The 13,365-nt window shown below is 67.0% G+C and carries 12 protein-coding genes; 10 read left to right on the top strand and 2 right to left on the bottom strand.

Annotated features, from left to right (window positions below):
• Window positions 1-43 precede the first annotated feature (43 nt).
• From pstA to QME70_03660, 6 genes are all read left to right on the top strand, one after another.
• Window positions 44-859, top strand: a complete 816-nt coding sequence (pstA, locus tag QME70_03685; GenBank protein ID MDI6893708.1) for a phosphate ABC transporter permease PstA — start codon at window positions 44-46, stop codon at window positions 857-859.
• Complete coding sequence (locus tag QME70_03680; GenBank protein MDI6893707.1) at window positions 856-1,674, top strand: phosphate ABC transporter ATP-binding protein; 819 nt, start codon at window positions 856-858, stop codon at window positions 1,672-1,674. Before pstA ends, QME70_03680 begins: the two co-directional genes overlap by 4 nt.
• A 117-nt stretch (window positions 1,675-1,791) precedes the next feature.
• Window positions 1,792-2,550 (top strand): phosphate ABC transporter ATP-binding protein PstB, encoded by a 759-nt coding sequence (gene pstB / locus QME70_03675; protein ID MDI6893706.1) that lies wholly within the window; start codon window positions 1,792-1,794, stop codon window positions 2,548-2,550.
• A 175-nt stretch (window positions 2,551-2,725) separates the two neighbouring features.
• The gene (locus QME70_03670; protein ID MDI6893705.1) at window positions 2,726-3,277 is read left to right on the top strand and encodes a ribonuclease HI family protein; all 552 of its coding nucleotides are present in this window, start codon (window positions 2,726-2,728) and stop codon (window positions 3,275-3,277) included.
• A gap of 1 nt (window position 3,278) precedes the next feature.
• Window positions 3,279-4,295, top strand: a complete 1,017-nt coding sequence (locus tag QME70_03665) for a TPM domain-containing protein (protein ID MDI6893704.1) — start codon at window positions 3,279-3,281, stop codon at window positions 4,293-4,295.
• Between the two features lie 117 nt (window positions 4,296-4,412).
• Window positions 4,413-4,985 (top strand): LemA family protein, encoded by a 573-nt coding sequence (locus tag QME70_03660; GenBank protein ID MDI6893703.1) that lies wholly within the window; start codon window positions 4,413-4,415, stop codon window positions 4,983-4,985.
• Window positions 4,986-5,095: 110 nt separating this feature from the next.
• Here the strand turns inward: QME70_03660 and QME70_03655 are convergent, their stop codons facing one another.
• Complete coding sequence (locus tag QME70_03655; GenBank protein ID MDI6893702.1) at window positions 5,096-6,808, bottom strand: S8 family serine peptidase; 1,713 nt, start codon at window positions 6,806-6,808, stop codon at window positions 5,096-5,098.
• A 159-nt stretch (window positions 6,809-6,967) separates the two neighbouring features.
• Window positions 6,968-8,233 (bottom strand): PucR family transcriptional regulator ligand-binding domain-containing protein, encoded by a 1,266-nt coding sequence (locus QME70_03650; GenBank protein MDI6893701.1) that lies wholly within the window; start codon window positions 8,231-8,233, stop codon window positions 6,968-6,970.
• 312 nt (window positions 8,234-8,545) lie between these two features.
• On the opposite strand from QME70_03650, the gene QME70_03645 reads away from it, so the two are divergent.
• The 4 genes from QME70_03645 (at window position 8,546) to QME70_03630 (ending at window position 13,355) form a co-directional block, all read left to right on the top strand.
• Window positions 8,546-10,129 carry an ABC transporter substrate-binding protein gene (locus tag QME70_03645; protein ID MDI6893700.1) on the top strand — a complete coding sequence of 528 codons (1,584 nt, stop codon included), beginning with the start codon at window positions 8,546-8,548 and terminating at the stop codon, window positions 10,127-10,129.
• Window positions 10,130-10,150: 21 nt separating this feature from the next.
• Entirely contained in the window at window positions 10,151-11,269 is a 1,119-nt protein-coding gene (locus QME70_03640; GenBank protein MDI6893699.1) for a DUF917 domain-containing protein, read from the top strand.
• A gap of 62 nt (window positions 11,270-11,331) precedes the next feature.
• Complete coding sequence (locus QME70_03635) at window positions 11,332-12,378, top strand: aminopeptidase (GenBank protein MDI6893698.1); 1,047 nt, start codon at window positions 11,332-11,334, stop codon at window positions 12,376-12,378.
• Window positions 12,379-12,383: 5 nt separating this feature from the next.
• Entirely contained in the window at window positions 12,384-13,355 is a 972-nt protein-coding gene (locus tag QME70_03630; GenBank protein MDI6893697.1) for an aminopeptidase, read from the top strand.
• The last annotated feature ends 10 nt before the right edge of the window (window positions 13,356-13,365 follow it).

The following is a 13,365-nucleotide window of genomic DNA, read 5'->3' as shown; positions in this document are numbered from 1 at the left end:
GGGGCGGGAAGTCATACTGCGTTCGCGGCGGCGGGACCGTCTCATGCGGGGGATGCTGACGGCCAGCGCCGTGCTGGCCGTGGGCATCCTGGTGCTGATTGTGGGGTACGTGCTCTGGCAGGGCCTGCCCGTCCTCGCCCCTGCCTTTCTCCTGGAAGCCCCCGAGAAGATGGGCCGGGCGGGCGGCATTTTCCCCACCATCGTGGGCACCGTTCTCCTCACCGCCGGTGCCGTGCTGGTGGCGGCTCCCCTGGGAGTGGCCACGGCCATCTACCTGGCCGAGTACGCCCACCAGGGGCGCGTGGTGTCTCTCATCCGCTTCGGCACCGAATCCCTGGCGGGCATTCCTTCGATCATATTCGGCGTATTCGGCTTCCTGTTTTTCGTCATCTACCTGGGGATGGGATGGTCCATCCTCTCCGGCGCCCTCACCCTGGCCGGCATGATCCTGCCCACCATCATCCGTACGGCCGAGGAAGCCATGCTCGCCGTGCCCCGCGCCTACCGCGAGGTGAGCTACTCCCTGGGAGGGTCGCGCTGGCAGACCATCACCCGGGTGGTGCTGCCCAATGCGCTGCCCGGCATCCTCACCGGCGTCATGCTCGGGGTCGGGCGCAGCGTGGGGGAAACGGCGGCCGTGATCTTCACCGCGGGAGCCTCCCTGCGGGTGCCCCGCTCCGTACTGGACCCCGTGCGCACCATGTCGGTGCACTTTTACCTCCTGGCGCGGGAGGGGATATCCATGCGGAACGCCTACGGCACCGCTGCGGTGCTGGTGCTTTCGGTGCTGGCCGTCAACTTCGTGGCCTACTACCTGATGCACCGCCACCTGGCCCGGGTGCGGGGGGCGGGACGATGACGTACCCGGCCGGCGAAGCGGGAGGGGCCCGCAGGCACCCGGCGGCCCCGCGGGACGGGCGGGAGCCGGCGAAGATCCTGGCCCGCGACCTCAAGTTCTGGTACGGCACCGTGCAGGCCTTGAAGGGCATCAGCCTGGAGGTGAGCCGGGGAGAACAGTTTACCATCATGGGACCCACGGGCAGCGGGAAGACCACCTTTCTGCGCTGCCTGAACCGGCTGAACGACCTGGTTTCGGGCACCCGGCACGAGGGAGATCTCCTCATAGACGGTCAGGACGTGTACCGGCCGGGTGCGGATGTGGATGCCCTGCGCCGGCGAGTGGGGATGGTATTCGCCCTGCCCATCGCGCTGCCCATGTCCATTTTCGACAACGTGGCTTACGGGCCCCGCCTGCACGGGGTGCGAGGCAGGCGCCTGGCCGAAATGGTGGAGCGCAGCCTGCGGGCGGCGGCGCTGTGGGACGAGGCGAAGGACCGCCTGGGTGACTCCGCCTTCAGCCTCTCCGGGGGTCAGCAGCAACGTCTCTCCATCGCCCGCGTGCTGGCGGTGGAGCCCGAGGTCGTCCTCATGGACGAGCCCTGCTCGGGGCTGGATCCCATTTCCACCCTGCGGGTGGAGGAAACGGTGGAGCAGCTGCGGGGGAGGTATACCATCGTTTTCGTGACCCACAACCCGCAGCAGGCGGCTCGCCTGGGCGGCCGGGTGGCGTTTTTCTACCTGGGTGAGCTGGTGGAGTGCGGCCCTGCGGGACAGCTCTTCACCCGGCCCGGTGATCGCCGGACAGAGGATTACATCTCCGGCCGTTTCGGTTAAGGGCGGGCGTGGTCCGGCGCGCCGGCCGGGGCGTGTGGCGCGGGCGCAGCGGCCGGGCGGAGGCAGGATCAGGTGAGCACCCGCCGGGTGGAGGCAAGATGAGGTGAGCGGCGGTTGGTGAACGGTAAGGTAGTGGTATCCCGGCTGCACCTGTCCTACCGGGGGAGACCGGCCCTCCGGGACATCACCCTGGTCTTCCCGGAAAAGGCCATCACCGCCATCATCGGTCCTTCCGGGTGCGGCAAGTCCACCCTGCTGCGCACCGTCAACCGCATGAACGACCTCATCCCCGAGGTGCGCATCGAAGGCAACGTCCTCCTCGATGGCCAGGACATCTACACGGGCGGGATGCTCCTCGAGGAGCTGCGCCGGCGGGTGGGGATGGTGTTCCAGCGCCCCAATCCCTTTCCGCTGTCCGTGTTCGACAACGTGGCCTACGGTCCCCGCGTGCACGGCATTCGCGACCGCAGCGCACTGGGGGAGATCGTGGAGAAGTGCCTGCGGGCGGTGGGCCTCTGGGACGAGCTGCGGGGCCGCCTGCGCCGACCCGCCCTCGACCTCTCCCTCGGTCAGCAGCAGCAGCTTTGCCTGGCCCGGGTGCTAGCGGTGGAACCGGAGGTCATCCTCCTGGACGAACCCTGCTCTGCCCTCGATCCCATTTCCACCCTGCGCATCGAGCAGCTGATTCAGGAGCTCAAAGAGCGGTATACCATCATCATCGTCACCCATAACATGCAACAGGCGGCCCGGGCCTCGGACCTCACCGCCTTCATCCTGGACGGAGAGCTGGTGGAGTGGGCACCCACCGAAACCCTGTTCACCGCTCCCCGCGATCCCCGCACGGAAGCTTACATCACCGGCCGTCCCCTTCCCTGACGCAGCGAGGGTCCCGCTGACGACTGCCCGCAGGCTACCGCCGCAAACGCAGTACTGTTAAGTCACCCGGCTCCAGCTCTCGCCGTCGGCGGCCGGTGCCTCGGCCCGGCTTACCAGAGCACCGCCTGCCAGCTCTCGGCGTCAAACGGTATGCTATACTCTTATGCGAGGCCGCATGTGGGCAGACTGCTGCCTCCGGCGGGGCAGCTGGCGTGGCGGGACGGGGGTAAGGGAGCTGGGCGGCAGGAGCAACGCAGGTGAGGCGTGGACCGTCTACATCGATGGGGGGGCCCGGGGTAATCCCGGGCCGGCCGCTGCTGCCGGAGTGATCACCGACGGTTCCCGAAATCAAAGGCAGTTCTGTGTGTACCTGGGGGTCACCACCAACAACGTGGCCGAATACCTTGCTCTGGTTTGGGTTCTGGAAGAGGCCCGGCGGGCGAAGGTGGCCGAGATGACGGTGTTTACGGATAGCGAACTGCTCGCCCGCCAGGTGACGGGGGCGTACCGGGTGAGGAGTCCAAGGCTGGTGGACCTGCACGGGCAGGCCGAGCGGCTCATCCGCGGGCTGCGCCGGTTCGAGATCCGTCACGTGCGGCGCGAGGAGAACCGGGCGGCCGACTCCCTGGTCAATCGCACGCTGGACTGGGTCGGCCGCTACGCCGCGTTGCAGAGCGCGCGGGCGGATGAGGGGAGCGTGCGGGCGGATGAGGGGAGCGGGCCTTAGCGTGAGCAAGAGGGTCCCGGCGTCCGGGGCGGCGCGCACCCTCACCCTGATCCTCGCAGTTGCCTTCCTGGTGACGGTGACCCTGGTGGAGACGTGGGGTGCAGCGGCATCCGGGGCAGGGGCACCCGGGTCGGGCGCGTCCGAGGTGGGGGTATCGGTGCCGGGGGCGTCCGGGGGATTGCCCGCGCCCAGCGGGTTCGTGAACGACTTTGCGGGGGTGCTCTCCGCCGCCGAGCGGCAGAGTCTGGAGGAGTTCTGCTCCTCCCTGGAAGCCCGGACGGGGGCGGAAATGGCCATTGTCACCGTCCGGCGCACCGGTGACGAGAGCATCCAGATGTATGCGGTGCGGCTGTTCGAAGCCTGGGGGATCGGCAAAAAGGGCAGGGACAACGGCGTCCTCATTCTGGCGGCCATGGAAGACCGCCGGGTCTGGGTGGAGGTGGGGTACGGGCTGGAGGGCGTCCTCCCTGACGGCAAGGTGGGTGCCATCCTGGATCGCTACCTGGTGCCCGCGTTCAAGGAGGGCAGATACGGCGAGGGGCTGTCCGCCTGCGCCCGCGCCCTGGCGGCCGAAATCGGGGCCGCTCCGGCGGAGGAGGCGGAGCGTGGGCCCGCCCGGCCCGCGCCGGTTTCGGCGGTGGCCTTCCCGGTGCTGTTCGGGCTGGGCATGGCAGCATTTGTGATCTTCCTGGTGTACGTCCTGGCCCGCGCCGGTTCACCCCGCTGCCCTTCCTGCCACGCCCGCCTGCTGGTCCGGGAGAAGGTGGTGACCCCGGCCACCATGCTGGCCACCGGCACGGCCCTGGTGCTGTACACATGTCCCCGCTGCGGCTACCGGCGGGAGAAGAAGCGGGTGCTGACCCGGCTGGTCCCCGTGTACGGGACGGGTACCTCCCGCCGGGGCGGGCCGTTCTGGGGGCCTTTCGGTGGGGGAGGCTGGTCCGGACGCTCGGGCGGCAAGTTCGGTGGCTTCGGGAGAGGGCGCAGCGGCGGCGGGGGAGCCGGCCGGGGCTGGTGACCGCACCCCGGGGCCGGGGAGTGCCGCCCGCGGGGGCCCACGCTCGATACCGGGCAACACCAGATTGACAGTACCGGGCCCGCGCTGCCCGGAAGAAGCGGAGGAAGGGTGAGGAGATTGCGGAGAACGATTGTGGTGGTCCTGGCCGTGGTGCTGGCTATCTTCCTGGCGGCCGGTGGCACGCTGGCCGCCACCTACAACCGCCTGGTGAATGTGTCCGAGCAGGTCAACGAGCAGTGGGCGCAGATTGAGAGCCAGCTGCAGCGGCGCTATGACCTCATCCCCAACCTGGTGGAGACGGTTAAGGGATATGCCGCTCACGAGCAGGAGGTGTTCACCGCCGTCGCAGAGGCGAGGGCCAGGCTGGCCGGGGCGGCCAGCACCTCCGAGCAGGTGCAGGCGGCCAACCAGATGGAGAGCGCGCTGGCCCGGCTGCTGGTGATCGTGGAGCGGTACCCGGACCTGAAGGCCAACGAGCAGTTCAACCGCATGATGGACGAGCTGGCGGGTACGGAGAACCGCATCAACGTGGCGCGCATGCGTTACAACGAGGCGGTGAAACAGTACAACCGCATAATCCGCACGTTCCCCACCGTCCTGCTGGCCGGGGCTCTGGGGTTCGACCAGCGGCCCTATTTCCAGGCCCAGGAGGGGGCCGAGACCGCCCCCCGCGTGAACTTCGGCAAGTAGCCGGCGTCCCCGAGTTCAACTTCTTTTAAAGGAGGATCACACGGGCGCATCCCGGTCCCGCGATGCGCCTGTGCATACTCTGTGAGCCGTTGGCCCGGCCTGGATCTCCCCTATTTCCAGCTCACGTTGAACCAGTAACTGCCCGAGCCCAGGAAGGAATAGACCCTGATCAGGTAAGTCCCGGTAGCCGTGGGCTGGTAGAGGATCTGCTCCTGCCGCTTGGTGCCTGTGGAAGAAGCCACCAGGGTCCCCGCGGGATCGTACAGGTAGACATCGAAGTCCCTGTTCACCGCCCAGTCGACGATAACCAGCGTGATGCCGACCGGCCGGGAGGCATCGGTGACGTCGAACTGCCACCAGTCGGCATCACCCCTGCCGGAAAGGTATCCGGAAGCGTAACCAAAGCTGAGGCCATCGCTCCAGGTACCCGAGTACCCGCCCGCCTGCTTGACGGCATTGTAGCAGAGGCTGATGCCGTAACCGAAGTCGATGTCCTTGCCCGCGGGGCCGAAGTCCTTCACGTTGGTGCCGCTGTACAGGATGTCCTTCACCTGGGCGTCCGTGAGGCCGTAGTTCGCGTCCAGCATCAGGGCCACCACGCCCGCCAGGAAGGGCGTGGCCATGGAGGTGCCGCTGTAAGTGACGTAGCCGTTCCCGGAGTTGGCCTGTGCAGCCGTTATATAACGTCCGGGCGTGCAGATGTCGGGTTTCGTGCGGCCATCGGCCGTGGGACCCCGGCTGGAGAACTCAGCCAGCACCCAACCCTTCTCCCCGGGATCGTACAGCGCCCCAACGGTGATGGCATCGGCTGCGGCGGCAGGAGAACCGATGGTGTACGTGGCCGGCCCGGAGTTCCCCGCCGCCACCGCCATGACGATCCCGTTGCTCACGGCGTTGTTGACGGCCAGGGACAGTGAGTCGGTACCATCGGACGACCCACTGGAACCCAGACTCATGTTACCGACGCGGATGCCGTACGTGCTCTTGTTCGCGATCATCCAGTCGATACCCGTGATGATCCCGCTGGTAGTGCCGCTGCCGTTGGCGTCCAGCACCTTGATGCCTACCAGGGCGGCCCCCGGTGCCACACCACGGTATGCCGAGTTCCCTTCGCCGGTGCCCGCAGCGATGCTGGCCACGTGGGTACCGTGGCCGTGGTCGTCGTAGGGGCTGGTCAGGCCGTTGATCACGTCGTACCAGCCAATGACCTTGCCCCCGTCCAGGTCGACGTGGGTGGCATCGATACCGGTGTCGAGGACGGCGATCACCACGTCGTTGTTCGAGTACGAGTCCGGGTTGCCATCCCGGTCACCGGTCACCCCGAAGTCAGCCCACGCCTGCCTGACGCCCGTCCAGTACGTCGCTTTATCCAGCAAGGCGTGGACCTCACGGTCCCGGTCGATACGCGCCACGAGCGGGCTGCGGGCCAGCGCTTCAATCTGGCCACGGGTGAGCGTAGCGGCGAAACCGTTGAGGGCGTGTTTCCACTGCGTCCTCACCTGGAACCCGCCGGCGGTTTCCTCGACCCGAGCCATCACACCTTCCTCTGGAGCCTCCCTGAGGACCACCACCACCGGGACGCCTTCCCCGGGACCGACCCCGGTGAGGCATTCATCCAGGTCGTCTGCCAGACCGTTCCCGTCCCGGTCGCCCAGGAAAGGTAACGGTGCCCCTTCCGCCGGCGCCTTTGCCCCGGGCGCCTGGACCGGGACTGCCGCGTCCCCAATGGGTGCTGCCGGCACCAGGCTCTCTCCGGCGGCCACCGGGGCGGCCAGCACGAGCGCACAGGTCAGGGCCAGCAACACCAACGCAACTCTACGCATGCCTTCACCTCCTCTGCCGTGTTCTGCCATTATTGTAATTATACTACACGCACCGACCAATTCCTTCAACGACTGGAAATACCCCTAACATCTCCCATGCACAGCGGGCCCGAGTGAGGTGTGGTGGGTGCCGGCGCAATCGCTTGCCTCGCAGCGGGGTCATCGGGCATCGGCCCGGTTGCGTTCGGTCAGGATGCGATGGGCCTTGACGGCGAAGGCGAGGGAGGCGAGGCGTTCGCCTTCCAGGCTGGTCAGCCGTAAGAGTTGCTTGATCCGGGTAAGGCGGTACTTGAGCGAATTCCGGTGGACGTAGAGCCGGGAAGCGGCCCTCTCCAGGTGACATCCGCTGTCCAGGAATACTTCCAGCGTGCGCACAAGCTGGGAGCCCCGGCGGCGGTCGTGTTCGATGAGGGGGCCGATTTCTTCGCTCACGAACCGCTCCAGTTCCGCCTGCGGTCCGATCCTCAGCAAGAGGCGATGTATCCCCAGGTCCTGATAAAAGGCGATGCGGTCGCCTCCCGCCAGCCCGAGGCTGATGTTGAGGGCATCTCCGGCGGCTGCAAAGCTTTCTGCGATCTGGGAGGGACAGTTGCACAAGAGGCCTATCCCCACCGAGAGAGTGAGACCGGGCAGGACACGCGCGGCCGCCTGCTTAACCCTGAGGGCCAGGTCCTCGATGGTCGCCCGCGGGGCGGGGGGCAGGGGGCAGGGATAGGGGGAGGTGGGGGATAGGTTATCGTCGGGTACCTGGGCCAGGATCACCACGCTGTCGCTGCGGGGAGCCACCACGTGCTCTCCTGCCAGGGTCCTGTGGGTGGTCTCCGCCACTACGGCCAGGAAGCGCCTCTTCAATTCCTGGATGGCCCGCTCGGAGAGGCGGCCTGACAGGCAGAACGATTGGAAATCGTCCAGGTCAACGATGAGCACCGTGCGCTTGCCATCCAGCTTCCAGGCCAGGTACCTGGCCCGTTGCTGGATCGCCTCGGGTTTGACGTTGCCCTCCAGGAGGTCTTCCAGGAAATCGTCCCGGCTGCGCTTGCGGGTGAACACCGCTTCCAGCACCGGAGTGATGATGTCGATGTAGCTGGCGTCTTCCGGGATCTCGATGACGGGAAAATCGCACGACTCCGCCACCTCGAGTACCTGCGGGGGAGCACCGTTGAGGTAGCTCTTGGTATCGAGCGCTATGGCGGCTGCCCCGTGCGCGGCCAGGTAACGGATGAGGTCCTGCTGGGTCCGTAGATTGTCCCTGATGGCGTAGAAGCTGGTCAGATACAGGACGTTCGCTCGTACCCAGGGGTCGATCTCGGGCATTTCGATGACGTCCACGTGCTCGATGAGCCTGCCGAGCCCCCGGCGGCCGGCCAGAACACGGGCCCGCTGGAGTTTGCCTATGCGCAGCGCCTCCATGACACTGATGGCCACGGCCAGTCCCCCTGAGGGTGATTTCGCGCTGCCCGGGGTATTTCCCTGTGTATATCGGACAAGGCAATGACCCACTTTTGGTGCAAAAGGGAGGACCAGGACGGCAGGATGCCAGGCACGGCTGCAGAACACTCGCTAACCAAACGGGTTGCGGTGTTGCCCCGTCCAGCGGTACTGGCACCTGCCCCGGTGCCGGGAGAGAGCCGGCCCATGCGGCGGAGCCCGGCGGGCGAGCGGGGGAGCACAGGACACCCGGAGTGAGCCGGGCCGGGGTGCGGGCCCGGCCCACGCGCAAGCAAAGGGGGGACAGGGATGAACGGGCGCAAAGGTAGGTTAGGCCCACTGCTGGTGGTGATCCTGACAGTTTCCCTGCTGGCTGCCTGCAGCAAGCCGGCCCAGCAGCCGGCCAAACCCCAGGTCGCGGTCTACGCCAACTCGAGCGAGGTAATGGTGTTCTGGGACCCGAGCGACAGCTTCTCCAACGAGATCGTCGCCATGAACAACATGTACGAGACCCTGCTCCGCTACGACCCCATCGCTCAGAAGTTCACCCCGGTGCTGGCCACGGACTATTCCCATTCTCCCGACGGGCTGGAATGGACGTTCCACATCCGCAAGGGTGTGAAGTTCCACACCGGCAATGCCGTGGACGCCCATGCCGTGAAGTACTCCATCGAACGCACCATCCAGCGGGGGAAGGGAGCGTCCTTCATATGGGATTCCGTGGACAGGATAGAGGTGCCCGACCAGTACACGGTGGTGTTCAAGCTGAAGTACCCGGCTCCGCTTGACCTCGTCGTTTCTTCGGGGTACGGAGCCCATGTATTCGACCCCCAGGCGGTGAAGGAGCACGGGGAGGACTGGTTCGCGGCCGGGCATGAGGCCGGCACGGGTCCTTACACGCTGGAGAGCTACGACAAGGCCGGGGACCTGGTGCTCACCGAGTTCCCCGACTACTGGGGAGGGTGGGAAGGTAAGCACTTCGACAAGGTGGTGTTCAAGCAGGTTACCGAACCCACCACCCGCCGCCAGATGATCGAGGCGGGGCAGGCTGACTACACCAACCAGCTTCCCCTGGATCAAATCGCCGACCTGCAGAAGAATCCCAAGGTCAATGTGGTGGTGACCCCCTCCTTCCAGAACCTCCTGGGGATGCTGAATACGGAGAAGAAGCCGCTGAACAACCCGGATGTCCGGCGGGCCATCTCGTGCGCCGTGCCTTACCGGGACATCATCTCCACGGTCATGCTCGGTTACGCTTCCCAGGCCCGCGGGCCGGTGCCCAAGGGCTTGTGGGGCTACTCCGAGGAAGTGCCCCAGTACGCGTACGACCCGGACAAGGCCCGCGCCCTGCTGGAGAAGGCCGGCTACGGCAAGGGCGGGTTGAAGCTGACGCTGACGTACACCAGCGGGGACGACCAGGAGCGCAGGGTGGCGGAACTCATGAAGGCGTCCTTCGCCGAGCTCGGTATCGGCCTGGAAATCCGGGTCATGAACTGGGAGCAGCAGTGGGAACTCGCCAAGAATCCGGACCCCCAGAAGCGTCAGGACATCTTCCTCTTTTACTGGTGGCCTGATTACGCCGATCCGTACAGCTTCCTGGTCAACCTCTTCCACTCCGAGCCTGAGATCGTCTTCAACCTGAGCTACTACAGGAATCCCGAGTACGACCGGCTCATCGAGGAGGGGCGCCGGGTTTCCGGCATCGACCGGCAACAGGCCATCGCCAAGTACGTGCAGGCGCAGAAGATCCTGGTGGAAGACGCAGCTGCCCTGTTCCTGTACGACCTGGAGTACGTGCGGCCCGTGGCGGCGTCGCTGAAAGGCTTCGTAGACAACCCGGCCTATCCGCACGCGGTGTGGTGGTACGACTGTTATCGCGAGGAGGCAAAGTAGCCTCCCTGGGGGTGGTCTTCGTTGCGCAAGCTGGAGATCCAGGAAGCCAGGGACGTGCTGGATGGTTGTGCCCTGCTCGCCACCGGCGGCGGGGGAGATCCCTCCCTGGGGTGGGAGATGGTGCGGCGCGAGCACGAGGCGGGACAGGTGTTCTGGTTGGCCTCGCCACAGGAGTTGCCGGATGACGCCTCCACCTGCTCGGTGTACTTCACGGGTTCCACGGCTCCCAAAAGCCCGGAGGCATCCGCCCGCTTCGCCCGGTTGCCACGGCCCCAAGAGCTGCCCGCATACCTGGCCATGCGCGCCCTGGAGCGGCACCTGGGCCGTCCGTTTGCTGCCCTGGTGTCCATTGAGTACGGCGGGCTTAACACGGCGGTGGGGATGGCCGTGGCCGCCCGGGCCGGGATTCCCCTCCTGGACGCCGATGCCGCGGGTCGGGCTGTTCCCGACCTGCAGTTCTCCACGTACTACCTGCAGGGGCTGCCTATCTACCCGCTGGCCCTGTGCACCGATTTCGGGGAACCCGTGGTCATCGAGCGGGTGGTGGACGATTTCCGGGCGGAAGACCTGGTGCGGGCCGTCGCCGTGGCCAGCGGGGGGATGGTGGCTACGGCGGATCACCCCGCTCGGGTGGGGCAGTTGCGAGCGGGCGGGGTGATCCCGGGGGCACTGACGCGGGCCCTGGCGGTGGGACGGGCGCGGCGCGAAGCCTGGGAGGCGGGCCGGGATCCTGTGGAGGCGGTGGTGCGGACCGGCGGAGGGGAACTCCTGTTCCGGGGTGTGGTGCGCACCGATCCCCGCTGGGAAGACAGGGAAGGTTTCCTGTTCGGGGAGATGGAACTCGAGGGTACCGGTGCTTGGGCGGGTAGCAGGTACCGCATCTGGTTCAAGAACGAAAACATCATCTCCTGGAAGGACGGGCACGTGGACGTCACCGTTCCCGATCTCATCTGCGTGCTCCGCCAGGAAGACGGCAGCCCGATCCTCAATCCTCATGCCCCGGCGGGGACGGAGGTGGCGGTGGTCGGATTCCCCGCTCCCCGGGAGTGGCTCAACGAGCGGGGGCTGGGTATCCTGGTTCCTCGCTTCTTCGGGTTCGACGTGGACTGGGATCCCGGCCGGTTCGCCCGGCAGGGGTAGGTAGGGCTCTTGCCGGTGCCACGGTCTGGGAGAGACGCCCGACACGAGGACGGGTGATACCAATGGGCGCCTACGAATTTGAGTTGAGCGCGGCCGCCGGGAAGCTGGTACGGGAGTCCCTGCGGGTCAAGCCGGGGGAAGTGGTGGCCATCACGGCGGACACGCTGAGTGACGAGGAGGTGGTGCGGGCCACGGCCGCCGCGGTGCTGGATTCGGGGGGCAAGCCCCTGGTCCTGAAAGTGGCGACTCCCCGCGGGGTGGGTAAGGCGGCCGACCCCGACCTTCCCGTAGAAGCTCTGGCCCGGGCGGTGGCATCCTCCCAGGCCTGGGTGGAGTATAACCTCCAGTGGCTGCTGTATTCGGGGGTATACGAGCATGCTACGGCCGCCAACCCGGAACTGCGCTACCTGTGCCTGTGCGGCATGACTGCGGACCTCATGGTGAGGGCTGTCGGTCGCGTGGACACGGCCGCCCTGCGTCGCTTCCTGGAGAAGGTGCGCGACCTGACCTCCCGGGCCACCAGTGTGCGGATCACCACCCCTGCCGGCACGGAGGTGTCATTCCAGAACGTGGGGCCTGACCACTTCATCAGTTGTGACTGGGGAGATGCGTCCACCCCCGGCGTGTGGATGCTGGCCGGGCAGGTAGGCTGGTCCCCCCGGCTGGAGACGGTGGAAGGAACCATCGTGTTCGACGGGTCGCTGTGCCCGCCTCTGGGCATTCTCAAGGCGCCGATTTCCCTCGAGATACGGGAGGGCCGCATAGTCTCCATCGCGGGTGGCCCCCAGGCGGAGGAGTTCCGGGCCTGGCTGGAATCCTTCCGGGATCCCAATATGCTCCGGCTCGGCCACGTCTGCTACGGGTTTAACCCTGGGGCCAGGCTCACGGGAAACGTGCTGGAAGACGAGCGGGTGTGGGGGTGCACGGAGTGGGGCATCGGTTACATGAGCCCCATTGATGTCCCGCCCGACGGCATCCGGGCCGCCTCGCACTGCGACGGGATATGCCTCAATTCATCTGTGTGGCTGGATGGGGTCCAGATCCTGGACCGGGGCCGGGTGGTGGGCCCGGAACTGGAGGATCTGGGCAGAGCTGCGCGGGGCGGGTGAGGGATATGGATGCGGTGGACGTGATGGCAGGAGCCCGGCGGGCCCTCCAGGTGTGCCTGGGGGTGAAGCCGGGCGAGGTGGTGGCGGTGGTCTGCGACGCGCCCAGCCTCGAATTGGGGCAAGCATTTCGCCGGGCTGCCCGGGAACTGGGTGCGGAGCCGGTTCTGGTGCTCATGGAGGTGCGCAACCGGGACGGGGAGGAGCCGCCCGCCGCGGTGGCCGCTGCCATGGCTCACGCGCACGTGGTGGTGATGCCCACCACCTTTTCCCTGTCCCACACTTCCGCCCGACGGGAGGCCTGTGCGCGCGGGGCCCGCGTCGCCTCTATGCCGGGGATAACGGCGGATATGATGGCCAGGGTGCTCCCCGCCGACTACCACCTGGTGGCCCGGCGAGCGACGACGCTGGCCGACCTCCTCACCCGGGCGGGGAGGGCCCGCATCGTGAGTGCCGGTGGTACCGGCGTCACCATGTCTCTGGCCGGGCGGGTGGGTCATGCCGACACCGGGCTTTACCTGACCCCCGGGAGCTTCGGGAACCTGCCCGCCGGAGAGGCCTACATCGCCCCGGTGGAGGGAACGGCCGAGGGTGTGGTGGTGATCGATGGATCTCTGCTGGACGTGCGAGTGGATCAACCCGTGCGGGTATGGCTGGAAGGTGGCCGCGCGGTGCGGATCGAGGGCGGCCGGGTGGCCGCCGAACTGAGGCGGCTCATGGAAGAGGTGGGCGAGGGAGCTGCCAACCTTGCGGAGCTGGGGATCGGTACCAACGACCTGGCCACGGTGAGCGGGAACGTGCTCGAGGACGAAAAAGTCCTGGGTACGGTTCACGTGGCCTTCGGGGACAACGCCAGCATGGGCGGGCACGTGCAGGTTCCCCTGCACGTCGACGGCATCATCATGTCACCTACCCTTTTCCTGGACGGAGAGGTCATTCTGCGCGCCGGAGTCCTGGCGGAGATGTCCGGGTGGGCGTGAGCCGGCAGGG

The sequence above is a fragment of the Bacillota bacterium genome (genome assembly GCA_030019365.1).
Lineage (GTDB): Bacteria > Bacillota > Sulfobacillia > JACIYH01 > JACIYH01 > JACIYH01.
Note: the sequence above shows the minus strand (reverse complement) of the source record. Positions and strands in the feature narration are given on the sequence as shown.